The 22176-nt window shown below is 65.3% G+C and carries 23 protein-coding genes, 7 tRNA genes and 1 riboswitch; of the genes, 14 read left to right on the forward strand and 16 right to left on the reverse strand.

Annotated features, from left to right (window positions below):
• Positions 1 to 3: 3 nt before the first annotated feature.
• The 4 genes from FYJ28_RS00855 to FYJ28_RS00870 form a co-directional block, all read right to left on the reverse strand.
• On the reverse strand, positions 4 to 477 hold the full coding sequence (locus tag FYJ28_RS00855; RefSeq protein ID WP_154577962.1) for a hypothetical protein: 474 nt from the start codon (positions 475 to 477) through the stop codon (positions 4 to 6).
• A 44-nt stretch (positions 478 to 521) separates the two neighbouring features.
• Positions 522 to 845 carry a ferritin family protein gene (locus FYJ28_RS00860; RefSeq protein WP_055241561.1) on the reverse strand — a complete coding sequence of 108 codons (324 nt, stop codon included), beginning with the start codon at positions 843 to 845 and terminating at the stop codon, positions 522 to 524.
• A gap of 139 nt (positions 846 to 984) precedes the next feature.
• Positions 985 to 1419 (reverse strand): peptide-methionine (R)-S-oxide reductase MsrB, encoded by a 435-nt coding sequence (gene msrB / locus FYJ28_RS00865; RefSeq protein ID WP_154577963.1) that lies wholly within the window; start codon positions 1417 to 1419, stop codon positions 985 to 987.
• Positions 1420 to 1507: 88 nt separating this feature from the next.
• Positions 1508 to 1999, reverse strand: a complete 492-nt coding sequence (locus FYJ28_RS00870) for a hypothetical protein (protein WP_154577964.1) — start codon at positions 1997 to 1999, stop codon at positions 1508 to 1510.
• Positions 2000 to 2093: 94 nt separating this feature from the next.
• Here FYJ28_RS00870 and FYJ28_RS00875 point away from each other — a divergent pair, with 94 nt between their 5' ends.
• The 5 genes from FYJ28_RS00875 (at position 2094) to FYJ28_RS00900 (ending at position 8464) form a co-directional block, all read left to right on the forward strand.
• Positions 2094 to 3341 carry an alpha/beta hydrolase gene (locus FYJ28_RS00875; protein ID WP_154577965.1) on the forward strand — a complete coding sequence of 416 codons (1248 nt, stop codon included), beginning with the start codon at positions 2094 to 2096 and terminating at the stop codon, positions 3339 to 3341.
• A gap of 159 nt (positions 3342 to 3500) precedes the next feature.
• Positions 3501 to 3884 (forward strand): DUF1304 domain-containing protein, encoded by a 384-nt coding sequence (locus FYJ28_RS00880; protein WP_055241553.1) that lies wholly within the window; start codon positions 3501 to 3503, stop codon positions 3882 to 3884.
• A 361-nt stretch (positions 3885 to 4245) separates the two neighbouring features.
• On the forward strand, positions 4246 to 4830 hold the full coding sequence (locus FYJ28_RS00885; protein ID WP_154577966.1) for a hypothetical protein: 585 nt from the start codon (positions 4246 to 4248) through the stop codon (positions 4828 to 4830).
• Positions 4831 to 5450: 620 nt separating this feature from the next.
• Positions 5451 to 7613: an HNH endonuclease gene (locus FYJ28_RS17200; protein ID WP_229780073.1), complete on the forward strand. Its 2163-nt coding sequence runs from the start codon at positions 5451 to 5453 to the stop codon at positions 7611 to 7613.
• Between the two features lie 362 nt (positions 7614 to 7975).
• Positions 7976 to 8464, forward strand: coding sequence for an FBP domain-containing protein (locus FYJ28_RS00900; protein WP_154577967.1), 489 nt, complete (start codon positions 7976 to 7978; stop codon positions 8462 to 8464).
• Between the two features lie 53 nt (positions 8465 to 8517).
• Here FYJ28_RS00900 and FYJ28_RS00905 read toward each other — a convergent pair whose 3' ends face one another.
• The gene (locus FYJ28_RS00905; protein ID WP_154577968.1) at positions 8518 to 9246 is read right to left on the reverse strand and encodes an alpha/beta fold hydrolase; all 729 of its coding nucleotides are present in this window, start codon (positions 9244 to 9246) and stop codon (positions 8518 to 8520) included.
• 72 nt (positions 9247 to 9318) lie between these two features.
• Here FYJ28_RS00905 and FYJ28_RS00910 point away from each other — a divergent pair, with 72 nt between their 5' ends.
• Entirely contained in the window at positions 9319 to 10023 is a 705-nt protein-coding gene (locus tag FYJ28_RS00910; protein ID WP_154577969.1) for a helix-turn-helix transcriptional regulator, read from the forward strand.
• Here the strand turns inward: FYJ28_RS00910 and ybaK are convergent.
• The 3 genes from ybaK to FYJ28_RS00925 are packed head-to-tail and all read right to left on the reverse strand — an operon-like array spanning position 10020 to position 11964.
• Positions 10020 to 10526 carry a Cys-tRNA(Pro) deacylase gene (gene ybaK / locus FYJ28_RS00915; protein WP_055241546.1) on the reverse strand — a complete coding sequence of 169 codons (507 nt, stop codon included), beginning with the start codon at positions 10524 to 10526 and terminating at the stop codon, positions 10020 to 10022. The genes FYJ28_RS00910 and ybaK overlap by 4 nt on opposite strands.
• Positions 10527 to 10529: 3 nt before the next feature.
• Positions 10530 to 11021, reverse strand: a complete 492-nt coding sequence (locus FYJ28_RS00920; RefSeq protein ID WP_055241544.1) for a SufE family protein — start codon at positions 11019 to 11021, stop codon at positions 10530 to 10532.
• A 37-nt stretch (positions 11022 to 11058) separates the two neighbouring features.
• Entirely contained in the window at positions 11059 to 11964 is a 906-nt protein-coding gene (locus tag FYJ28_RS00925; protein ID WP_154577970.1) for a sulfurtransferase, read from the reverse strand.
• 144 nt (positions 11965 to 12108) lie between these two features.
• On the opposite strand from FYJ28_RS00925, the gene zapE reads away from it, so the two are divergent.
• Positions 12109 to 13164, forward strand: a complete 1056-nt coding sequence (zapE, locus tag FYJ28_RS00930; protein WP_055241540.1) for a cell division protein ZapE — start codon at positions 12109 to 12111, stop codon at positions 13162 to 13164.
• An 80-nt stretch (positions 13165 to 13244) separates the two neighbouring features.
• Here zapE and FYJ28_RS00935 read toward each other — a convergent pair whose 3' ends face one another.
• The 7 genes from FYJ28_RS00935 to FYJ28_RS00965 form a co-directional block, all read right to left on the reverse strand.
• A complete protein-coding gene (locus FYJ28_RS00935) occupies positions 13245 to 13502 on the reverse strand; it encodes an antitoxin (protein WP_326831414.1) in 258 nt (85 codons plus the stop codon).
• 208 nt (positions 13503 to 13710) lie between these two features.
• Positions 13711 to 13787, reverse strand: a tRNA-Gly gene (locus FYJ28_RS00940).
• A 45-nt stretch (positions 13788 to 13832) separates the two neighbouring features.
• Positions 13833 to 13904 (reverse strand) — tRNA-Val (locus FYJ28_RS00945).
• A 47-nt stretch (positions 13905 to 13951) separates the two neighbouring features.
• Positions 13952 to 14025 (reverse strand) — tRNA-Gly (locus FYJ28_RS00950).
• Between the two features lie 45 nt (positions 14026 to 14070).
• Positions 14071 to 14142 (reverse strand) — tRNA-Val (locus FYJ28_RS00955).
• Positions 14143 to 14168: 26 nt separating this feature from the next.
• Positions 14169 to 14242, reverse strand: a tRNA-Cys gene (locus tag FYJ28_RS00960).
• A gap of 40 nt (positions 14243 to 14282) precedes the next feature.
• Positions 14283 to 14356, reverse strand: a tRNA-Gly gene (locus FYJ28_RS00965).
• 176 nt (positions 14357 to 14532) lie between these two features.
• Here FYJ28_RS00965 and FYJ28_RS00970 point away from each other — a divergent pair.
• From FYJ28_RS00970 to rpe, 6 genes are all read left to right on the forward strand, one after another.
• A tRNA-Val gene (locus FYJ28_RS00970) sits at positions 14533 to 14607 on the forward strand.
• Between the two features lie 79 nt (positions 14608 to 14686).
• Positions 14687 to 15577 carry a PD-(D/E)XK nuclease family protein gene (locus FYJ28_RS00975; RefSeq protein ID WP_154577971.1) on the forward strand — a complete coding sequence of 297 codons (891 nt, stop codon included), beginning with the start codon at positions 14687 to 14689 and terminating at the stop codon, positions 15575 to 15577.
• A 75-nt stretch (positions 15578 to 15652) separates the two neighbouring features.
• Entirely contained in the window at positions 15653 to 16225 is a 573-nt protein-coding gene (gene def / locus FYJ28_RS00980) for a peptide deformylase (RefSeq protein WP_154577972.1), read from the forward strand.
• Positions 16226 to 16234: 9 nt separating this feature from the next.
• Positions 16235 to 17164: a methionyl-tRNA formyltransferase gene (gene fmt / locus FYJ28_RS00985; protein WP_154577973.1), complete on the forward strand. Its 930-nt coding sequence runs from the start codon at positions 16235 to 16237 to the stop codon at positions 17162 to 17164.
• Positions 17161 to 18645 carry an RsmB/NOP family class I SAM-dependent RNA methyltransferase gene (locus tag FYJ28_RS00990; protein WP_326831415.1) on the forward strand — a complete coding sequence of 495 codons (1485 nt, stop codon included), beginning with the start codon at positions 17161 to 17163 and terminating at the stop codon, positions 18643 to 18645. The genes fmt and FYJ28_RS00990 overlap by 4 nt, the downstream gene beginning before the upstream one ends.
• Positions 18646 to 18659: 14 nt before the next feature.
• On the forward strand, positions 18660 to 19331 hold the full coding sequence (gene rpe / locus FYJ28_RS00995; protein ID WP_326831416.1) for a ribulose-phosphate 3-epimerase: 672 nt from the start codon (positions 18660 to 18662) through the stop codon (positions 19329 to 19331).
• Here rpe and FYJ28_RS01000 read toward each other — a convergent pair.
• Entirely contained in the window at positions 19328 to 20176 is an 849-nt protein-coding gene (locus FYJ28_RS01000; protein ID WP_154577974.1) for an SMP-30/gluconolactonase/LRE family protein, read from the reverse strand. The genes rpe and FYJ28_RS01000 overlap by 4 nt on opposite strands.
• A gap of 135 nt (positions 20177 to 20311) precedes the next feature.
• Here FYJ28_RS01000 and FYJ28_RS01005 point away from each other — a divergent pair, with 135 nt between their 5' ends.
• Positions 20312 to 21904, forward strand: a complete 1593-nt coding sequence (locus tag FYJ28_RS01005) for an ABC-F family ATP-binding cassette domain-containing protein (protein WP_154577975.1) — start codon at positions 20312 to 20314, stop codon at positions 21902 to 21904.
• A 106-nt stretch (positions 21905 to 22010) separates the two neighbouring features.
• Positions 22011 to 22157: riboswitch (FMN riboswitch) on the forward strand.
• Positions 22158 to 22176 lie beyond the last annotated feature (19 nt).

A 22176-nucleotide genomic window follows, 5' to 3' on the forward strand; every position in this document is an offset into this window, starting at 1 on the left:
ACCTCACAGATTCTCCGTCCGATGTTCGGGGTTTCCTGCGTGGCTGCCCGGCCCGTCCAGGTATTCGGAAACGATGGAACCGGCGATTTCCGCGGCCAGCCGGGGGATCCGGCCCCGGGCGGCGCCGCGGATCTGTTCTGCCCGGTTTTGGGCCTGTGTCAGCAGCTCCTTTTCCCGGGCTGCTGCCTGCTGGGTGACTTCTTCGGCGGCTTTGGCGCGGACGGCTCCGGAGTCCAGCCGTGCCTGGGATACCTCAGCGTCGGCCTGCCGCCGTGCCTCGGCCAGCAGGCGGCGTGCCTGTCCGGCTGCGTCTTCTGTCTGTTGCCGGGCTGCGTCGACATCGGGTTTGAGGGCGGCAAAGACAGGAAGCAGTTCCGCGTCCGTGCCCTCATGGTCAGCAGACGGAACGCCCGCAGGGCCGGAGGGACCCGGAGCACCCACGGGCCGGAACCGGTCCAGAATGGTAGGCCGTGCCAAACTCATGCACCTCCCGGGTATCGGCGTGGTGGAAGCTACAGCTGCTATTCGTCCTGGGTTGCTGCAGCCTCGGAGGCCTCACCGTGGGCGACAATGTCCCCGTCGGTAAAGAGAATCCCGCGGGCCATTTCCCGCCATTCGGGGGTCTTCCGGAGCAGGAATTCAAGCTCCATTGAAAAATGCTTGAACTCCTCGCCGAGGGAGTCCTCCATGATGGCCCGGGAATCGGCGTCGGGCTCCACGGAGATGCGCTGCACGTACCAGCCGATCGCTTCAGCCTCTTCGCTCAGGCTGGCGCACATCCGGGCGAAAGTGCGTGTTTCGGCGGAAAGTTCGGAGGGTGGTTCGTGGTACTGGTCTGTTCCCATTGCAGCTCCCTGGCTGTTCGGACAGCGGCACGCAAAAAGCCCGCCATACGTCTGTCCGATAACGTGTTTGACCGTTATTCGAGCGTACGGCGGGCTTCCGGGGGGCACAATGGCCGGTGGCCAGATGCCCTGCGGGGGCTCAGTTCCCGTCGGTCTTGGGGACCAGCTTTATTGAAACCGAGTTGATGCAGTAACGCTGGTCGGTGGGGGTGTCGAAGCCCTCACCTTCAAAGAGGTGCCCCATGTGGGAGTCGCAGTTGGCGCAGCGGACTTCGATCCGGTCCATTCCCATGCTGCGGTCGTGCAGGTAGCGGACCTTGCCATCGGCCAGGGGCGCGAAGAAGGACGGCCATCCGCAGTGCGAATCGAACTTCTCACTGCTGGTGAACAGTTCAGCTCCGCATGCCCGGCAGGCGTAGACGCCTTCGGTCTTGGTGTCCCAGTATTCCCCGGTGTAGGGGCGCTCCGTGCCCGCCTGGCGGAGTACCTGGTACTCAGCCGGGGTCAGTTCGCGGCGCCACTCGTCGTCGGACTTCTGGACCGGAACCTGCGTGCCGGTGTCCTTGCTGTTCATAGCCGCCTCACTGTTAGTTCCTGTAGTGCTCATGCTGGCCACAACGTCCGCGGCCGGTTAATAAATCCCGGTGCCGGGATTCCGGGTTTTACGAGTCGCCAATGAAGGTGGAACCGGAGTACAGGTGCAGCACCGGAACTCCCAGCCGGTCCTGGGCTTCGTTGGCCCAGTCAGTGCCGAACGTGTCTTCGACTGCATGCGGGGTGGTTATGACCACCACCTGCTGCGCCTGCGAGCTCCTGGCTTCCTCAACCACGGCTTCAACCGGATTCTCCCCGGTAACCCGGCCGTCGGCGTCGAACCCCAGGCCGCGGAGCAGGTCCAGTGACTCCGCCAGTTCCTTCTCAGCGGCCTTGACCTCCTGCTTCGCGGTCAGGTGCGGTCCGGCAATGTTCCGGTACGCAGCCGCGAAGTCCAGCAGGCTCAGGTTGTCCAGCACATCCACCAGCATGTGCCGTCCCGGGTCGGCCGGCACAAGGATCTCGAACCGCACCGCATTGTCCTCCGCCAGATAACCCAGGTTGCGGGCGTCGGCCTCGTTGAGCGTTTCTTCGGTCAGCACCACGATCGTTGCGTTCATCCCGCCAGCCTAGCTTTTGTTCCCGGCTCCGGAAAAGGAACGCTCCGGTCCCGCCGTTTACCGGCCCGGAGGGAAAGTCGGTAAGAATGAATACATGCTTCTTTCTGAGTCTGAGGTACCCGGTTCCGCCTCTTCGCTGACCGCACCGTGGGTCAAGTGGACGGCATTCGGCGCCGGGATGGGCGTTGCTGCCTCGACCGCGGTTCTGGCGGCGACGTCGGGCCTCGCTGTGTACTTCGCCCGGCAGATCGTCACCCCGCGCAGGGAGCGGGACGAGAACCTGGAGATCCTCGCCGTCATTGACTCCCCCCATGGGCTGCAGGTCATCCTGCCCGCGAACGAGGACACCACGGTCCCCGGCACGTACGGCCTGTACTGGGACCGCGGTGCCGGACACGCCCGGATCGGCCAGATCCGTTCCTACGTGCCCCGCGAAGGAACCGTGCAGCGCGACGTCGAACACGTGTACTCCGGTGACCTCGCCACCGCAGTGCGGGGCTGGTGGTCCGGGGCCATGCACCCCACCCCGTCCGCCGCAGGATTCCCGCAGGAAGACGTGGAGATCGACGTCGAAAACGGGAAGGCACCGGCCTGGCTGGTGCGCTCGCTGGATGACAACGGAACGTGGGCCATCATGGTGCACGGCCGCGGCGCCCAGCGCACCGAAACCATCCGCGGACTCGGAGCAGCCCGGCGGGCGGGCCTGACGAGCCTGCTGATTTCCTACCGCAACGACGGCGAAGCTCCCTACGCCTCGGACGGCCGCTACGGTCTGGGGCTCACGGAGTGGCACGACGTCGAGGCAGCGATCCGCTACGCGCTTGAGAACGGTGCACGCGACGTCGTGCTTTTCGGCTGGTCCATGGGCGGGGCGATTGCCCTGCAGGCCGCTGACCGCTCGCCGCTGAGCCGGCACATCCGCGCCCTGGTGCTCGACGGGCCGGTGGTGAACTGGGTGGAGGTCCTTGCCCACCATGCGCGGCTGAACCGGATTCCCGCGCAGGTGGGACGGCTGGGACAGTGGCTGATCTCCAACGCTGCCGGGCGCACGCTGACCGGCCTTGCCGCGCCGCTGGATTTGCGGAGCATGGACTGGGTCTCGCGGGCAGAGGAAATCCGGACGCCGGTGCTGATCGTGCACAGTGAGCGGGACGAGTTCGTTCCGGTGGGGCCGTCCGCTGACCTGGCAGAGAAGAACCCGGACCTGGTGACGTTCTCACGGTTCCCGCAGGGCGGGCATACCCGTGAATACAACGTTGACCCTGCCCGGTGGGAGGACACCGTGGCCGGATGGCTGCACTCGGCCCTTGGTCGCATGCGCAGGCCGTCTGAGCACCGGTAACTGAGCTGGGGCTGTGTGGTCGTTTGCGGGGGTGACCCTGCCGCGGCCTTCGATACTGCCGGCGAGGGGCGTTCCATTGTTGGGCTGGTCCGTTGCAGGGGAGGGGAAGCGGTGCCAGCATGGGAGGAGCCACTGCCGGTGGCGGCCTAGGGAGGAACCATGCTTGCAGTTGCCTCGGTCTTCGCTCTCATAGCGGCGGCTATCCACGTGTACATCTTTGTCCTGGAGTCGATCCGCTGGACAGCTCCGGCGACAATGGTTCTTTTCCGGATCCCGAACAACGAACAGGCCGCCCACACGCAGGCGCTCGCCTACAACCAGGGTTTCTACAACCTGTTCCTTGCTGTGGGCGCGGTGATCGGCGTCGTCCTGCTTGGAATGGGCAGCGTTCCGGTCGGGGCCACGCTCGTGGGGTTTGCCACGGCATCCATGGTGCTTGCCGGTGCGGTCCTGCTGCTGAAGGACTCCCGGATGCTGCGGCCGGCGATGATCCAGGCGGTCCCGGCCCTGCTGGCGCTGGTGTTCCTTGTTGCAGGTCTTTGAGGGCAGAAGCTTTTTCGTGTTCTGGTAACCGGGGTCCTGGTAAGCGGGATCCTTAGTGGCGTGGTGCCCGGGTGCCTAGGTTCCCCGGGTGCCTAGGTTCCCCGGAGCCGGCTATCCGGCTATCCGGGTGTCGCGTTGTCCTCGTGGACGGTTGCGTTCGGGAGAGCCAAAGTTGGCGCTTACCCTGTATCGATAGTGCCGCCGTCGGGCCCTTTCCTGATTCCTGAGATGAACCCGTCCTGTGTTGAACCCGTCCTGTGTTGAGCCTGTGCTAGATTGCGCCCGAAGGTGGCTGCAGCCTGGGGGTGTTTTCGGACCGCCCCGGGCGTGAGGGTACAGGGAACTGGTGGGAGAAAATCCGGTGGGGGAAACACAGGCCAAGACGGAACGCAGTCCGGTAGGCGCGGACCCGGAAGGACCGGTGAGCGCAGCTGATGCTGCTGCCGGCGCATCGCTCCTGTGCGCAGTGGGTGCCGGGGCGGTTCTGGCCCTGCTCCTCGAATCGAGTGGGAACGGCGGATTCACGCCTCCATGGGAGCCGCTTGACCTGTCCGTGATCCTGCCGGGAGAGCTGTACATGCTCCGCGTTCTCCTGCCGTTCCTTGTGCCGGCAGGATTGATCTTCTGCGCATACTTCTTTGTCGCCCGCACTGAAAGCCGGTTGAACCTGCGCCGTCAGCGGGGTGCACTGGCGCTGCTGGGATTTGGTGCGGTTCTCCTGGGTTTCCCGCTGGGCGGCAGCAGTTTTAGCGGGGTATATGGGGCGGCTCTATTGGCACTGGCTGTTCGCACGAGGGAGACCCTCACCGTGGCCACTGGCGTGATGGCTCTCGCCGCTTATGTCGGGACGTCCTTTCTCTCGGCCGGGTGGACCGTGCTGCCGGTGCTTGGATTCATGGCTGCCGCCGCGCTTACGGCAGCGGTCCGGGTGGGGAAGTCGGGATAGGGCGGAGGGGGCCGCGGCTGCGGGGCCCACGGACGTTTACCCGCGGACGTTCCCTCGCGGGCCGAAGCTCACGGTTCCTGCCACCCATGAGCCGCTTGCCCCGCGCCCCGCTTGGGTTATGCCCCCACGGGCCGCACGCCCCTGCCCTTTGCCCAGGGGCCGCCTCGGGTCATGCCAGCACGCCCGCACGTCCCCTGCCCTTTGCCCAGGGGCCGCCTCGGGTCATGCCAGCACGCCCGCACGTCCCCTGCCCTTTGCGCTGCGGCCCCCTCGGGTCATGCCAGCACGCCCGCACGTCCCCTGCCCTTTGCGCTGCGGCCCCCTCGGGTCATGCCAGCACGCCCGCACGTCCCCTGCCTTTTGCGCTGGGGCCGCCTCGGGTCATGCCAGCACGCCCGCACGCCGCGCCCTCGGCCCACGACGAGGACCGCTCTAGTCCTCCACAACTCCTAATCCCGCCGAGGACCCGATGCGTAATCCCCAACTCGGTCAGGTTCCCTTCCCCATGCCGGAGGCTTGCGGACCGCGGGACTTCGCGGGTTTCAGACTGGGTGAAGCGCGTACTGGAACCAGTAGATTCGCTCTACTCGGAATCCAATCCGAGACATAGAGTCGAACACATGTTCGAACCATTGAGGGTGGATGTAGGCGGATCAAGCGTTGACCTTGACCGCTCAGTCACCATGGGTGAATCAGGTGAGTGTGCCTGGGACCTTTTGGGTCGCTTCGGTGACAGTCGGGACCTCTCCTGTCCTAGGAATGCCCAGGACGAGCTTTCCCGGCCAGGACACGCGCACCACGAGGCTGCGCGCTGTGGATGTACCCTCGATGAGCCAACAGGCCGGCGTACCCTCCGCGACCTGACAGATCCTTTTGATGTTCCTCGCCTCCGGTCGGTCTCGGCAGGGAGTATTCGAGCCTTCAGCGCTGCGCTCGCAGATGCCGGCATTCCCCGGGATGCCGATTCGGAGCTGGTTGATTTGATGCGGGTGTTGGAGGAGCTGAAGTCAGCTGCTGCGGCGGTGCAGGCACGAGCCGCGGCAGCATTTGATGCTTCGCAGAGACGCGCGCAGTCCCGTGCCGGGGTGCCTGCCGATCAGCTGGGCCGTGGGATCGGAGCGCAGGTCGCTCTGGCCCGCAGGGACTCACCGCACCGCGGCGCCCGGCATCTGGGCTTTGGCAAGGCGCTGGTCCACGAGATGCCTTATACCCTGGCGGCCTTGTCGGCCGGGGTGCTCAGTGAATGGCGTGCCACCCTGCTGGTCCGGGAAACCGCGTGTCTGGACCTGGAAGACCGTGCCCGGGTTGATGAGCTGATCTGCAAGGACCCGGCCAAGCTCGAAGGGCTGGGTGACCGCAGGTTGATCGCCCGGATCCGGACGGTTACCCAGGCCCTGGATCAGGCTTCCCAGGTGAAGCGCAACGCCAAGGCCGTGGCAGACCGGTACGTGTCCTGCCGCCCGGCTCCGGACACCATGTCGTATCTGAGCGCTCTGCTGCCCGTCGCGCAGGGTGTGGCCGTGTATGCGGCGTTGTCCCGGGCAGCGGATGGGTTGCGGGCCTCAGGGGATGAGCGCGGGCGCGGTCAGATCATGGCCGACACCCTGGTTGAACGCGTCACCGGGCAGGGCAGTGCAGACCGGGTACCGGTAGAGGTGCAGCTGGTTATCACGGACCGGTCCCTGTTCCGGCGGTCAGGGCCGGACGAGCCGGCATACTTCCCCGGCTACGGGACCGTTCCGGGGTACTGGGCCAGGGAACTGATCAGCAAAGCCCTGACCAATCCGCCAGGACACAGCACCGTGCCCCTCAATCCGCTCCGAAGCGGCAACAGTACCCAGAGAAACAGCAGCAGCCCTCGCAGCCCGCTCGGACGCGGCAGTCCCCAGGCCCCGCCAGGAAGCAGCAACAGTCCCCAGAGCCCACCCAGAAACGGCAACAGTCCCCAGACCGCACCAGGAAACAGCAACAGTTCGCACCAGACCGCACCCGGGCCCGGCAACAGTCCCCAGATCGGCGAGCCGGGTGGTCCGGAACCGGCGGATGTGGTGATGCTGCGGCGGCTGTACCTGGACCCGGTCTCGGGCGAGCTGGCCGCGATGGAGTCCCGGGCACGGGCATTTCCGCCCGGGCTGGCCAGACTCATCCGGACCCGGGACCAAACCTGCCGCACACCCTGGTGCGATGCACCGATCCGCCACATCGACCACATCCAGCCCCACGCCGAGGGCGGCCCCACCACCTACACCAACGGGCAGGGACTCTGCGAAGCCTGCAACCATGCCAAGCAAGCACCCGGCTGGAACTCCACCACCCTCCAGCCGCGACAGGCAGAACAACCGCAACAGCCGCCCGAACCTGTTTCCAGACTCAACGGCACCCAGGCCGTCGGAGACCACGCCGGGGGCACCGAGTTCAGCTGCACCCAGCGCTATGGAGACCCGATTGACGCCACCGAGTCCAGCGGCACCCAGACCGGCGCCACCGGGTCCAGCGGCCCCCAGACCGTCGGAGACCACGCCGGCGCCACCGAGCCCAGCGGCAACCCGGCCAGCGGCAACCCGGCCAGCGGAATGACCTACGTCCGCCCGCCGGTGTCGCTGTCGGCGCCACTGCCGTCGTCACCCCCGACGATGCCCCCTGGGTTCCCGCCACCCGTGCTGGATGGTCCGGCCAACTCAGCCGCCCAGACCCGGCACACGGTAAGTGTCACCACACCCACCGGCCACACCTATGTCTCGGTTTCACCGCCGTTGCCCGGGGCCGCGCTTTGTGGGCACTAGCGGAGGAGCTGTTACGCTTTTCCGTATGATCGTTTCGGTATCCAGCCGCGTCAGCGCGGCGGAGGGGTTGGTGGGCCTCAGGCCCTGCTGTGCGCCTCGCGCCTAGCGCGCACCCACGCTGCCCCGGACTATCCGCGGGAACCACTGAAAGCCACGGGATGTGGCCCTATGGCTGAGATAGAACATGTCGACTTGCCGTTGAACGGCATTCAGCCGGCATCCAGTCCGAGCTCCAGAACAGTGGCCAGCACTGCGACCAACTTGCAGTCTTGTGACGTCGCGCGCCCCTGGACCCGAAGACCAGCGCCCCGTGCCGAGCCCTCATCTCTCGCCGGGCCGAAACGAAACGAAAGCTCTGAAACATGAAAGCCCTGACCCAAGCGGCCATCCGCAAATCCTTCATCAACGCCAGCAAATCGCAGACGGCTGCCGTTAACTTTCCCGCTGACTTCGACGAGGTCGATTGGGAAAACATTGACCAGTACGGCTGGCGCGACCACAAGATGCCACAGCGCTCCTACCTCGTCACGGAATCCGCAGGGAAACCCGTCACCATCCTCCTCCGTGCGCCGGAACTCGTGTCCGCGGGCAGGAAAGCGATGTGTGCGCTGTGTGAGGACCTCGAAGACAATGACGACGTCTATCTGTTCGTGGCGCCGAAGGCCGGATCCGCTGGAAAGAACGGCAACTCGGTGGGAACCCTGATCCACAGTGCCTTCAGCTGCTCCCGCAACGTCCGGGCGGACGTTCTTCCCAATCCGATCCATCCGGACCCGGAACTGGTCAAGGCTGAGCGCATCCGCAAACTCCGGGAACGCACGGAGCAGTTCATCCGAAAGGTACGCGGCTAATGCCGGCAGCGGCCGGTGCAGCACACGCCCGGGCCGCAACCGGCATTGCGTGCCTAGATGCCGGCAGCCGCCGAATCTATGACCTGGGCAAGGTCGCGCGGACGGCTCCACATTGGCCAGTGTCCGGTGGGAAGATCCACGACGTCGAGGTGTTCCAGGGTGGCCACTTCGGCAAAGACTGGATGGCCGGTTTGGGCTAATTCCAGCACCTTCGTGCCCGAAAGCGAGCAGCACACCAAGGTGGTAGGGACCTTGCGCCTGGCATCGTTCTTGAGCTCAACGGGGTTGCGAAGAACGGGGCCAGGTTCAGGGACCGCCCTGGCCCGAAACCGCTCGAGGGCCTGCGTACCCAAACCCTCAAGACTTGCCTGCGCAGCGAGCACATCGAAAGCGGGCAGGGGAAATTCAGCCAGATCTGCCGGGGCATCAGGGGCGAAGACACTCCCCGCAGCAACCGGGCCCGAGTCAACCCACACCACCCGGTGGGCCTTCTCAGGGTGCCGGTCAAGAACGAGGCTGACCGGGGCGTTTGCCCCGCTGTGGGCAACCAGAACCGCGGGCTGGTCCCCGCGTTGACTGATGGCGTCCAGGATGGCTTCCGCCTGGTCTTCAATGGTCCGGACTGCGCGCTCAGGATCGTGGATGTCGAGGCCGGGCAGGGTCATAGCGATAACTCGGGAGGGGTCGGCCGTGAGGTGTTCAAGGACCTCGTCCCATGCCCACGCGCCGAGCCAGTGCCCGGGAATGAGGATGACGGTAGGTCCGCTTGCAGTAGTAGTCATGTAACGACCTTCGCAGGCCCAGAAGACAGGTGTATGTCACTATTTATGGCATGAATCTGCTGGAAGTCCGGGATGAAGCGAACTGAACGACTTCACGCCCTGTTCGAGATGCTGCGCCGAAACGGCTCGCGGGGCTGCTCTGCCGAGCGCTTGGCGGGGGAGTTTGGAGTGTCCGTGCGCACCATCAAGAGAGACCTGGCGTCCCTCGAGAGCAGCGGTGCACCGCTCTGGAGCCGGCCTGGTCCTGGAGGCGGCTACGGACTTGCCCTCGGTGCGACGCTGCCGCCCGTAAGTCTCTCACCGGCCCAGGCCGTGGCGCTCATGGCGGCTGTCTCTGCTGCGCCCGATGCGCCCTACGCCGATCTGGCCGCGTCCGGCATCCACAAGGTAATGGATGTCCTCGACCCCAGAACCCGGGCAAGGGCCACCGAGCTGGCCGGCCGGGTGTGGGTCAACCCGGTTCCCTCATCACCCCGCAGGATCAGGTCTGCCTTGGAGGAAGCGATGTCCGAGCAGCGGGTGCTCCGGATTCGCTACACGTCGGGAGACGGAACCACCACAACCAGGGACGTTGAACCGGTCCTGTTCGCTTCCACGGGCGGCCGGTGGTACCTCGTCGGGTGGTGCAGGCTGCGCGACGCGATGCGCTGGTTTACCGTGCAGCGCATCGAACGGGCCAGCGTCACCAAAACCGGCTGCACCGGACACACCGTCGAAGAGGTGGGAGCGCCGCCGATGAACGCCAGGCCGGTGAACGGCACCGGGGAGTCCGGCTAGTCCTTATAGACCGCGATCGGCCCGGTCTGCGCTTCAGTCAGGCGGATGAGATCGAATGGAGAGAGCTCAATCTCGAACCCTCGCCGTCCGCCGGACACATAAATCAGGTCCAGCAGCTCGGCGCTGGAATCGATGACCGCAGGGGAGTGGTGCCGCTGCCCCAGCGGAGAGATTCCGCCGACGACGTAGCCGGTGCGCCTCTCCGCCTCGGCGCGGTCCGCCATGGACGCCTTCCGCATCCCAAACATGGACGCGACTTTCTTCAGGTCCAGCGTCGCAGCAACGGGCACCATGGCAACTGCCAGCCGGTGTTCCAGCGCCACCATGAGGGTCTTGTAAACGGCCTCGGGCGGAACACCCAGCTTCTCCGCGGCCTCCAGACCGTACGACGGCGTTGACGCGTCGTGTTGGTAACTCAGGGTCCGGTAGGTGACGCCGGCGGCATCCAGGGCAGCCGTAGCCGGAGTTGCACCGTGCCCGCCCTTCCTGCGGCCGCCGGCCATGGCCTAGTTCCCCGAACCCGTGGCGGCGGTCAGGGTGCCGGCCGGAACCTGCTCGGCGACCTTCCGCTTGATCCGGCCGAGCATCGCCGACATCCCCCGCATCCGCAGCGGGGTAATGGCACGGGTCAGGCCCAGCCGGTCCGGTACGTCCGCGGGAACTGCCAGGATTTCAGCAGCGGGGAGCCCGTTGAGTCCCTCATGCAGAACGCCCGCAAACCCCCGGGTGGTCGGAGCCTCAGGGGGTGCCGAGAAGAACAGTTCCACCGGCTGGTCTTGGGAGCTGCCCACCTCGACGGTCAGGAACAGGGGCGACTGGCACTCTACGACCTGTTCGAGCAGTTCCGGATGATCAGCCAGGCGGGCAGGCAGATCGGGCAGCGAGCGGGAGAACTCCAGCAGCAGTTCAAGCCGCTCGGGTTCGGTCATCGCCTGGAAATCGTCAACAATTTCCTGAAGCTGGGCCGGTACGGCTGCGGATGGGGAAGTGGTGCTCATTGATTCTCTGTGCTTTCGCTTGGGATGACGGGAGGACTTAGCGCTTGGCCGGGGCCGCACCGGGCTCGGAGCCGCGGACGATCGGTACCCGCACAGCGTTGCCCCATTCGGTCCAGGAGCCGTCGTAGTTTCGTACTGACTCAAAGCCGAGAAGGTGCTTGAGGACAAACCAAGTATGGCTGGAACGCTCCCCGATCCGACAGTAGGCAACGACGTCGTCGCCGGTTTTCAGGCCTGCTTCTCCGCCGTACAGCGAGTCCAGTTCGCTGCGGCTGCGGAATGTACCGTCTTCAGCGGCGGCTTTGCCCCAGGGAACGGACACGGCGGTGGGAATGTGCCCGCCCTTCATGGCGCCCTCATCGACGTAGTCGGGCATGTGGGTCCGTTCGCCGGTGTACTCGGCGGGGGAGCGGACGTCGATCAGCGGGCCGTTGCCAAGGTGCGCGAGGACATCGGGAAGGTAGGCGCGCACGGGCTCGTCCCGGCGTTCGACGACGGGATAGTCGGTAGCGGTGACTACAGGCTTGTCCGTGGTCATCTCCCGGCCCTCGGCGATCCACTTGTCCCGGCCGCCGTCGAGCAGGCGGACGTCCTCGTGGCCGAAGAGGGTGAAGACCCAGAGGGCATAAGCTGCCCACCAGTTGCTCTTGTCGCCGTAAATCACCACGGTGGATTCACGGCTGACACCCTTCTCGCCCATAAGCTTCGCGAACGCCGCTCCGTCAACGAAGTCACGCGTGTCGGCGTCGTTGAGGTCGGTGTGCCAGTCGATCTTGCGGGAGCCGGGAATGTGGCCCGTCTCGTAGAGCAGGATGTCCTCGTTTGACTCCAGCACCACCAGTCCGGGCGTGCCCAGGTTCTCGGCCAGCCATTCGGTGGACACCAGCCTCTCGGGATGGGCATAGTCGGCGAACTTCGGATTCGGATCTGCGGGCAGCGGCATGGGTGGTCCCCTTTGGGTACGACGTCGGGTTTACTACCAAGCCTAACGATGTGCGCGTCCTAAAACTTCCTTGGGCACTGCTCACCCGCCGCAGTGGCGTATCGTTGCTACGGCAGCAAATGCCGGTACCCCTAGCAGAATCGGATGGATGGTTTGGGCGCAGCAGGACAAGTGGAGCAGCTGACAAAGCGGACTCCCCAGGTTTCCACGGACGAACTCCTGCAGGGATTCTTCCCCTCGCCGAGGTTCGGGGAAGTCTCCTTCGACAGCTACATTCCCGATCCGTCCCAGCCTTCGCAGGCCGAGGCCGTCGCAGCGATGCGCGACTTCGCCGCAAGCGTGGACACACCTGCTCCCAGCGGCTTCCGCAAGCTTTTCGGTGCCAAGAAGCCCGAAACCAAGGCCGGTTTCTATCTGGACGGTGGCTTTGGCGTGGGCAAGACCCACCTCCTCGCCTCGCTCTTCCACGCGGTGGAGGGCCCCAAGGCCTTCGGCACCTTCGTGGAGTACACCAACCTGGTTGGAGCGCTGTCCTTCCGCAAGACAGTTGACGCGCTCTCGCAGTACAAGCTGGTCTGCATCGACGAGTTCGAACTCGACGATCCCGGAGACACTGTCCTGATGTCCCGTCTTATGCGGGAACTGGCCGACGCCGGCGTCAAGCTTGCCGCCACGTCCAATACCCTGCCTGGTTCCCTGGGCGAGGGCCGCTTTGCGGCCGTGGACTTCCAGCGGGAGATCCAGGTGCTGGCGGACCAGTTCGACGTCGTGAGGATCGACGGCGAGGATTACCGCCACCGTGGCCTGCCGGAGTCACCGCCGCCGCTGGACGAGGCCGGCCTGGCCGAGCGGATTGCCGCGGAGTTCGACGGCAAGACCGTGGGCGAAGATGACTTTGCCGACCTGGTCAACCACCTCAGCAATGTGCATCCCAGCCGCTACCGCCAGCTGATTGACGGAATCGACGCCGTTGCCTGGCACAACGTGCACACCATCACCGAGCAGTCGGTGGCCCTGCGCTTTGTGGTCCTCGCTGACCGGTTGTACGACAAGGACGTGCCGATCCTGGCCAGCGGCGTGCCTTTCGACCAGCTGTTCACGAAGGAAATGATGGCCGGCGGATACATGAAGAAGTACTTCCGCGCCGTCTCCCGGCTCACTGCCCTGGCCCGCGAAGGCCAGACGGGCGAAGCTTCCTAGCGGGAACTTCCCCCCCGAAAACGACGAAGGTCCTGATCCCGCGAAAAGCGGGACCAGGACCTTCTGCCGTGCTCTGAGACTTATACGGCCGGAGGAGTCTGTCCGGTTTCGGGTCCCGTGCCGGGCCCCTGCTTGCGGTCGACATTGTCTACCGCTTCCGAGGCCTTGCTTTGGAAGCCATCGATCTTGTCGGAGTACTTGCCGCCGGTCTTCTGGTCAACAAAGTTCCCCGCGTGGTCGATGCCGCCCTTGATCTTGTCGGCGTTCTCGCCCACCAGCTCGGTTGCCTTGTCCTTCAGCTCTCCGGCCGTGCCTTTGAGCCCGTCAAATACAGACACGGACCACCTCCCTTCCAACCGGGGAGGCACTTACGCCTCCCATTCGTTTCAATGCTAAGCCTCCTGATGGATTCCACCAACGGATTCAGCTGAGGGAATATCCGGTTCGGGAACTTGCATGGTGGAAGACTGCCGTCCTGCCGGCGGATGGAATAGCTGCGGGGAAACAAAAAAGAACCAGGCCCGGGAGGGCCTGGTTCTTTATTCGTGGAGCGGACGACGGGATTCGAACCCGCGACATCCACCTTGGCAAGGTGGTGCTCTAGCCAGCTGAGCTACGTCCGCAGACAAAAGACCAGCACTGTGTTATTCACAAGTACAGAACTTTCGTGCGCGATACTGGGATCGAACCAGTGACCTCTTCCGTGTCAGGGAAGCGCGCTACCGCTGCGCCAATCGCGCCTGATACTGCCAGGCTCCGGAGACCCGGTGCCATCACAGTACAGGAGAGCGGACGACGGGATTCGAACCCGCGACATCCACCTTGGCAAGGTGGTGCTCTAGCCAGCTGAGCTACGTCCGCAAATGAATGTCCAACATTTAGTGAAACACAAGGTGTTGAACCTCGTGCGCGATACTGGGATCGAACCAGTGACCTCTTCCGTGTCAGGGAAGCGCGCTACCGCTGCGCCAATCGCGCCCATAAATGGGTGTTGCATGAAACCGTGGAGGTGGGGACGGGATTCGAACCCGCGTATACGGCTTTGCAGGCCGCTGCCTCGCCTCTCGGCCACCCCACCGTGACCAGCTTTTTGAGGGCCGGCATTACAGTGACTTGCGAGCGGACGACGGGATTCGAACCCGCGACATCCACCTTGGCAAGGTGGTGCTCTAGCCAGCTGAGCTACGTCCGCATGTTGGCGTATCTGCGGCGTTCGGCCGCTTTCCAACGAAGAAAAACTCTATAGGACGTTTCACCGTTCGTCCAATCGGCGCGCGTGCGGCGCGTTGCCCGTATCCGGTTTTGACGAGGGCCGATTGTGGGCTAGCATCTTTAGACGTTGCAGCACTTCAAAGGCAACTCCCGCAAGGGCGATTGGCGCAGTGGTAGCGCGCTTCGTTCACACCGAAGAGGTCACTGGTTCGAACCCAGTATCGCCCACCAGCAATTGACGAAACAGGCACCGGATCAGCTCCGGTGCCTGTTTTGTTTAAACGTCACCGCCGGGTGGCAGACTGGGTTTATGACTGCACCAGCACTGGCCCACGCAACAGAGTTCGGACGCATGTACTCGCGTTCGCTGACCGAAGCCCCGGCGGTTCCTTCGATTACCACCGTTATTGCCCAGGGCACCACGTCGCTGGACGGCTGGCACAGCTATATGGCGGCCAGCGCCGTCGTCAAGCATCCGGGGCTGCCGCAGGCCCTTGGGAATGCCTCGCAGTTGAAGACAATCGTCCAGGAAGCCTCCCGGGCTTCCGAGCGTTACCGCGACGCCGCGGCCGAACGTGGAACCCGGGTCCACCACTACTGCGAACAGGTAGCGCTGCGGGCACTGGAGCAGCCGCACCAGGTTGCCGAGGCGCGCGAAGCACTGGCCCAGCATGGAGAGCACCAGTTCGCCGACCGTTTCGATGAGTGGTGGCAGCTCTACGATGTGCAGCCGGTGGCCGCTGAGATCACCATTTGGAATCAGGAGCTGGGCTATGCGGGAACCCTGGACCTGGTGGCCAAAATCGGCGGGCGCCTGTGCCTGATCGACTACAAGACGAAGAACACAGACCGTGACGGCCAGGTGAAGCCGCTGGATGACAAAGTCGTGATGCAGCTGGTTGCGGGCATGAAGGCCGAGGAATCCCTGGTGGATGCCGCCGCAGGAATGTGGGAGCCGTGGGCCTACGGCCAGAGTCCGCTCCTGCTGGGCGTCGCGGTAGGCCAGACCGAGGTTCGACCCATGCGTGCCAACCCTGAGGTTCTTCCCGCCCACTGGTACAAGTTCTGTGCCCTGCGCCGGGTTTGGCAGACCAATTACGACGCCGCCGCTGCCGGCCGCGCGCTGCTCCCAATCGCTCCGCCTCCGGTCCAGGCCTCCGGTTCGCACGCCGTACCTGCCGGGCAGCCCGCAGCCAACTAGACTGATAACCGGGCTTTCGGCCCCGCAGCACGTACCACCACGCAGCACTTCGCGAGAGTAAGGAACATATTCCAGATGGCAATCCTGACGATTCGGATCATCGGCGACCCCGTCCTGAGGACCCGTGCGGAGGAAGTGACGGAATTCGGTCCGGAGCTCGCCAAGCTGGTCGCGGACATGGAAGAGACCATGGACGACGTTGACGGCGCCGGCCTCGCGGCACCCCAGGTGGGCGTCAGCCTGCGTGTTTTCACCTACCGGATCGACGGCGTTTCCGGCCACGTGGTCAACCCTGTCCTGGAACTCAGCGATGATTTCCAGGCGGACCAGGTGGAAGGCTGCCTGTCTATTCCCGGCCTGGGATATCCCGTGCCGCGGCGCCGCTGGACCCGGGTCACCGGCCAGGACAAGGACGGCAACCCCGTCACAGTGGAAGGCGAAGGCATGCTCGCCCGGGCTTTCCAGCACGAGACGGACCACCTGGACGGCGTACTCTTCATCGACCGGCTCAAGGGCGAGGACCGCAAGGCCGCCCTGCGTGCCATCCGCATGGCCGAGTACGACTCAATTGCCGAGCGCACCACCGCCCAGCGTGCCCAGAGCGTGGGTTCCAGCTTCGGTACCTTCGGACAGAGCACGGGAGCGTAGCGACAGCACATGCGAGTACTTTTCGCCGGGACACCGGCCGTCGCCGTTCCCTCCCTGGACGCACTGATCACGGCAGGGTTCGACGTCGTTGGTGTCCTGACCCGCCCGGACGCCCCACTGGGCCGCAAGCGCGTCTTCACCCCTTCGCCCGTCGCGGCGCGGGCAGCGGAACTGGATCTGCCGACCATCAAGGCGGACAGGATTGACGACGACGCCGTTGCCGCCATTTCCGCGCTGGCTCCCGACGCCGCCGCGATCGTGGCCTACGGTGCCCTGATCCCTGAACGTGCACTGTCCATCCCCAAGCACGGCTGGATCAACCTGCATTTCTCCCTGCTTCCGGCCTGGCGCGGCGCAGCACCGGTACAGCATTCAGTGATTGCCGGAGACGAGATCACCGGTGCCTGTACGTTCCTGCTGGAACAGGGCCTGGACACCGGGCCGGTCTTCGGACAGCTCACAGAGAGCGTGGATCCTGCCCTGACCAGCGGAGAACTGCTGGAACGGCTTTCGCACAGCGGCGCCGTCCTGCTGGCCCAGACCCTTGCCGCCATCCAGGCGGGGAAGGCAGCGCCGGTTCCGCAGACCGGCGAAGTGACACTTGCCCCGAAACTCACCATCGAGGACGGGCACCTGAACTGGGAACAGCCCGCCCTGGCCCTCCGCCGCCGGATTAACGGCGTGACGCCGGAGCCCGGGGCATGGACCACCTGGGACGGAGCACGGTTCAAGATCGGTGCCGCCCGTCCGCGTCCGGACGTCACTGACCTGGCACCCGGCCAGGTCCGGCTCGGATCAGGCAGCGCCGCTGAGGCGCTTGTGGGCACCGGCAGCACTGCCCTGGAACTGCAGCGGGTCCAGCCCGCAGGAAAGAAGATGATGTCCGGAGCCGACTGGGCCCGCGGACTGGGCCAGCGTGAGGACGTGGTTTTTAAGTGAGCAGCAGCGACCGCAACGCCAAGGGGCATCAGCGCAGCCGTCCGTCCGTCCGGAGCCGCACATCTGCGGCACCGTCGCAGCGTACCCGCGCCGCCGACCCGGCCCGCCTTGTTGCCTTTGAGGTTCTCCGCGCCGTTTCCGGCGAAGATGCCTACGCCAACCTGGTGCTGCCCAAGAGCATCCGCAAGCACCGCCTGGACAAGCGCGATGCAGGATTTGCCACCGAACTTGCCTATGGCGCCCTGCGCGGACAGGGCATCTATGACGCCATCCTGGCCCGCTGCGTGGACCGCCCGCTGGAGAAACTGGATCCCGCCGTCCTGGATGCGCTGCGCATCGGCGCGCACCAGCTCCTCGCCATGAGGGTTCCCGCCCACGCCGCACTGGACCAGACCGTGGGCCTGGCCCGTGCCGTGATCGGCGCCGGCCCGTCCGCACTGATCAATGCGGTGCTGCGTAAGGTCGCCGCCCGCGACCTTGCGGAATGGACCGCTCTGCTGACCGAAGATGAGCAGGATGCAGTCAAGCGGTCGGCTATCGAGTACAGCCACCCCGAATGGATCGTGCGCGCCCTGCGCCAGTCTCTGGTTGCGCACGGGCGCAGCGTCGAGGAAATCACCGACCTGCTCCAGGCGGACAACGACGCACCGGTCGTGAACCTGGTTGCGCTGCCGGGACTCGGCAGCCTCGATGAAGCCCGCGAAGCCGGCGCAGTGGACGGCGGGCTGGTTAAGGACTCCGCCCTGTTCGCCGCCGGCGACGTGGGACGCCTGGAATCCGTGCGGGCCGGAACTACACGTGTGCAGGACGCCGGATCCCAGCTGGTAGCCCGGGCCCTGGCCGAGCTGGAACTGGACGGCGTCGCTCCGGACGAGGACGGCATGGAGAAGTGGCTGGACATGTGTGCCGGCCCCGGCGGCAAGGCAGCCCTGCTCGCCGCCCTGGCCCACGAAAAGGGCGCAGTCATCCTTGCCAATGAGCCGGCGCCGCACCGCGCTCAGCTGGTCCGCCAGGCCCTGGAAGCTGTTCCGGGGGAGACCTGGAACGTGCGCACCGGAGACGGCCGCACGGTGGCCGAGGACTACCCGGAGACATTCGACCGGATCCTCGTTGACGCGCCCTGCACCGGCCTCGGCGCTCTGCGCCGCCGCCCGGAGTCGCGCTGGCGACGCCAGCCCGGCGATGTCGGCGATCTTGGCTCGCTGCAGCGCGAACTGCTGACCACCGCGGTGGATGCGGTGAAGCCGGGGGGCGTAGTGGCCTATGTGACCTGTTCCCCGCACCCGGCCGAAACCAAAGCCGTGGTGGCAGATGTGCTGCGCAAGCGCAATGACCTGGAACTGCTCGACGCCGGTGCCGCCCTGGACGCGGTCAGCCTGACCGGTTCCCTCGAAGCAGGCCATGAGTCCACAGCACAGCTGTGGCCGCACATCCACCAGACCGACGCGATGTTCCTGGCCCTGATCCGCCGGAAGATCTGACCTAGGAGAGCACCGTGAGCAACTGCTGCATCAACCCGAGCATCCTGTCCGCCGACTTCGTGAACCTGGAAGCCGAGCTGGAACGCATCAGCGGCGCCGACGCCGTGCACGTGGACGTGATGGACAACCACTTCGTCCCGAACCTGACCATCGGGCTGCCCGTGGTCAGGCGCATCCAGGAAGTCAGCGCCCTGCCGCTGGACGCGCACCTGATGATCGCCGACGCCGACCGCTGGGCTCCGGCCTACGCCGAGGCCGGCCTGGCGTCAGTGACCTTCCATGTTGAAGCAGCCGCTGCGCCGATCCGCCTCGCCCGTGAGCTCCGGGACCGCGGGGCAAAGGCAGGAATGGCACTCAAACCGGCCACGCCGGTGGAGCCTTACCTGGACATGCTTCCCGAGCTGGACATGCTGCTGATCATGACCGTGGAACCCGGCTTCGGCGGACAGAAGTTCCTGGACGTGACCCTGCCCAAGATCCGCCGCGCTGCCGAGGCCGTCCGGGGCTCCGGTCTGCCAATCGCCATCCAGGTGGACGGCGGAATCGCTCCGGACACTATTGAGCGCGCGGCTGAAGCCGGTGCCAATGTGTTCGTGGCCGGGTCGGCGGTCTACGGCACGGAGGATCCGAATGAGGCGATTGCCAAGCTGCGGGCACAGGCCAGCGCGGTGAGCCGCACCGGCTAGGGAGCCCGGTTAGGGAAGCTCCGGGGCCGAACCCGCTGCACCATGACCCGGCCGGTTTTCTCCCAGCCGGGGTCCATGACCTGGGGCCACTGCGCCGTCATCATGAACAGCAGGCCGCCGTCATCACCGCCGGCGGCGCAGGAGAAGCAGCCGTCATCCAGCTCCACGGTCTCCAGCACGGTACCGCCTTCCTGGACCCGGACACAGCGTTCTCCCGGGACCTCGGCGAACCAGATCCCCCCGCTCCCGTCCCAGCTGATACCGTCCGGGGCACTGCCTTCCACGGTGGCCCAGGTCCGGGACGGGGCCAGGGTGCCGTCCGGCAGGATCTCGAAGGACGTGAGCCGACCGGCGTTGGATTCGGCGACCACAAGGGTGGAGCCGTCGGCCGAGACGAGCATCCCGTTGGGAAAGGCCAGATTCCCGGCCACCTGCCGGGCCGTTCCGTCCGGCCGGATCAGCACGATCAGCCCGTTGTCCTGTGGTTCGCCGGCGTAATCCTGCCCAATGCCGTTCACGTAAATGTTGCCGGCGGGATGGACCGCAATTTCGTTCCAGGGGTGGGGGGAGAAGCTTCGAAGGTCGGCCAGGGGTACCAGGCCAGCATGCGGAACTTCAGCCAGCACGGCGCCGTCGGCACCGGAGACCACGGCCATGCGGCCGTCCGGCAGCCAGTCAAAGGTGATCGGGAATGACGGTACTCCGGCAACCCTTCGGACGTTTCCCGCGGCGTCGAGCGCGGAAATGGTGCCGGCCGTCCAGTCAGCGAAATAGAACTCACCGCCATGCCAGCGGGCAGATTCTCCCATTCCCAGTCCGGAAACCAGTGTTGTTGCCTGCACCATCGCCGGGCACCTCCTGCGCATGTGGATGGTCTGCGGAACGCCTTTAGTATGCGTCGGTGCTCCGGCGGGGAACAGGGGGCGGCGCAGGACCGATAAGATAAGTGGCTTGCTTCCATCCCGAGAGGACACACCCGAATGAGCCTGATCAGGCTGCAGGACGTCAACGTTGGCTTCGAGAAGTCCCAAATCCTGCGTGAGGTGTTCTTCCGGCTGGAGCCCAAGGACCGGGTGGGCCTGATCGGGAAGAACGGATCCGGAAAGTCCACCCTGCTCAAGCTCATCCTGCAGCAGCTGGAACCGGATTCCGGCACCGTGAGTGTGGACGACGGGCTGAAGATCGGTTACTTCTCCCAGTTCTCCGAACTCGCCGGAGACTCCACCGTCACCGAAGTCCTGGACGGGCTGTTCACCGAGATCAAGGACGTGGAAGCGGAGCTTGCGTCAATCGACGAAGCCCTCGGTGCGGACCCTGATGAAAAGACCATGGACAAGCTCATTCGCCGGCAGTCCGAACTGTTCGAAGCGATGGACCACTTGGACGGGTGGGACTATCCGCGCCGGATCGACGCCGCGCTGACCACCCTTGGCTTCAGCGAAGCCCACCGCACCTGCCCAATCGACGCGCTGTCCGGCGGCTGGCGGAACCGCGCGGCGCTGGCAAAGATCCTGCTGCAGGCCCCGGACGTGCTGCTCCTGGATGAACCGACCAACTACCTCGACGTCGAGGGTGTCCAGTGGCTGGAAGGCTGGTTCCGCGACTTCCGCGGTGCCGCCGTCGTGGTTTCCCACGACCGGGCGTTCCTGGACGCCGTGGTGACCCGGATCATCGAGGTGGAGAACTACCACCTGCACGAATATCCCGGGAACTTCGCCGAGTACGTCATCCAGAAGCAGTTCCGGCTGAAGCAGCTGGCATCCCAGTTCGTGCACGAATCCGAGCTGCTGGCCTTTGAAGCCGAAGGCATTGCCGACCGCCGCGAGGCCGCCAAGGCAGGCGGCCGGACCCTGGGCGCGAAGCTTGCCCGAATCAAGAAGTCCCGTGCGCCGCGCCCCGTGGACCAGATCATCACCGAGATCTATGCGGGCCTGCATGTGAAGGACAATCTGTGCCGCGTGCAGGACGTGGCCAAGTCGTATGGCGGCAGGACCCTGTTCAGCGGCGTGTCCTTCGAGATCCAGCGTGGTGACAGGCTGGTGGTCCTGGGCGCCAACGGCAGCGGCAAAACCACGCTGCTGCGTGTGCTCACCGGTGAGGAAACCCCCGACGCCGGCAAGGTCACCTGGGCGAACGGCGCCGGCATGGTCTCCTACAACCAGGTCCTGGCTGAACTGGACGACGCCGATACGGTTACGCACGCCGTGAACGCGATGCCTGACAGCCTGGCGCTGAAGGCGACGAAGAAGTCGGTGAACAGGTTCCTGGCCATGTTCCAGTTCTCCGAAGCGGATTTGAGGCAGAAGATCGGCAACCTCTCCGGCGGGCAGAAGGCACGTGTGGCTATGGCACAGTGCCTGCTCTCCGGCGCCTCGGTGCTGCTGCTGGATGAACCGACGAACCACCTGGACCTTTCGAGCACCCAGGTCATGGAACAGGCACTGCTGCATTTCCCCGGAGCCGTGGTGGTGGTCAGCCACGACCGGTTCTTCACGGACAAGGTAGCCAACCGCCAGCTGGTCTTCGGCGCCGACGGTGGAGCACCGGGGGAGATTGACCTGCGCGTCGCGTAAACGTGACCCCCGGCGTGCGGGACATGACGCCTCATGTCCCGCCCGTCACACGCTGCATAAAAACTTGAATCTGCATCCATAACCTGTGCGAGAATGTGGATTACACAAACGTGCTCCGGGGTCGGTGTAATTCCGAACCGGCGGTTATAGTCCGCGACCCGCACGTCCGGCTGGGACCCCTCAGCAGGATGGACGGTTGAACCGGTGAAATTCCGGTACCGACAGTTAAAGTCTGGATGGGAGAAGCACGTACAGTTTGTTGAACCGACGCC

The sequence above is a fragment of the Arthrobacter sp. BL-252-APC-1A genome, assembly GCF_009696625.1.
Classification (GTDB): Bacteria; Actinomycetota; Actinomycetes; order Actinomycetales; family Micrococcaceae; genus Arthrobacter_B.

Bases quoted from the DNA above. Each gene is read 5' to 3' on its own strand.
- FYJ28_RS00905 (WP_154577968.1), bottom strand. From the start codon at position 9,246: ATGACTACTACTGCAAGCGGACCTACCGTCATCCTCATTCCCGGGCAC.
- FYJ28_RS00925 (WP_154577970.1), bottom strand. From the start codon at position 11,964: ATGCCGCTGCCCGCAGATCCGAATCCGAAGTTCGCCGACTATGCCCAT.
- FYJ28_RS00870 (WP_154577964.1), bottom strand. From the start codon at position 1,999: ATGAACGCAACGATCGTGGTGCTGACCGAAGAAACGCTCAACGAGGCC.
- zapE (WP_055241540.1), top strand. From the start codon at position 12,109: ATGGATGGTTTGGGCGCAGCAGGACAAGTGGAGCAGCTGACAAAGCGG.
- FYJ28_RS01005 (WP_154577975.1), top strand. From the start codon at position 20,312: ATGAGCCTGATCAGGCTGCAGGACGTCAACGTTGGCTTCGAGAAGTCC.
- FYJ28_RS00910 (WP_154577969.1), top strand. From the start codon at position 9,319: ATGAAGCGAACTGAACGACTTCACGCCCTGTTCGAGATGCTGCGCCGA.
- FYJ28_RS00875 (WP_154577965.1), top strand. From the start codon at position 2,094: ATGCTTCTTTCTGAGTCTGAGGTACCCGGTTCCGCCTCTTCGCTGACC.
- FYJ28_RS00975 (WP_154577971.1), top strand. From the start codon at position 14,687: ATGACTGCACCAGCACTGGCCCACGCAACAGAGTTCGGACGCATGTAC.
- FYJ28_RS00880 (WP_055241553.1), top strand. From the start codon at position 3,501: ATGCTTGCAGTTGCCTCGGTCTTCGCTCTCATAGCGGCGGCTATCCAC.
- msrB (WP_154577963.1), bottom strand. From the start codon at position 1,419: ATGAACAGCAAGGACACCGGCACGCAGGTTCCGGTCCAGAAGTCCGAC.
- ybaK (WP_055241546.1), bottom strand. From the start codon at position 10,526: ATGGCCGGCGGCCGCAGGAAGGGCGGGCACGGTGCAACTCCGGCTACG.
- FYJ28_RS00920 (WP_055241544.1), bottom strand. From the start codon at position 11,021: ATGAGCACCACTTCCCCATCCGCAGCCGTACCGGCCCAGCTTCAGGAA.
- FYJ28_RS17200 (WP_229780073.1), top strand. From the start codon at position 5,451: ATGTTCGAACCATTGAGGGTGGATGTAGGCGGATCAAGCGTTGACCTT.
- FYJ28_RS00860 (WP_055241561.1), bottom strand. From the start codon at position 845: ATGGGAACAGACCAGTACCACGAACCACCCTCCGAACTTTCCGCCGAA.
- FYJ28_RS01000 (WP_154577974.1), bottom strand. From the start codon at position 20,176: ATGGTGCAGGCAACAACACTGGTTTCCGGACTGGGAATGGGAGAATCT.
- def (WP_154577972.1), top strand. From the start codon at position 15,653: ATGGCAATCCTGACGATTCGGATCATCGGCGACCCCGTCCTGAGGACC.
- fmt (WP_154577973.1), top strand. From the start codon at position 16,235: ATGCGAGTACTTTTCGCCGGGACACCGGCCGTCGCCGTTCCCTCCCTG.
- FYJ28_RS00900 (WP_154577967.1), top strand. From the start codon at position 7,976: ATGAAAGCCCTGACCCAAGCGGCCATCCGCAAATCCTTCATCAACGCC.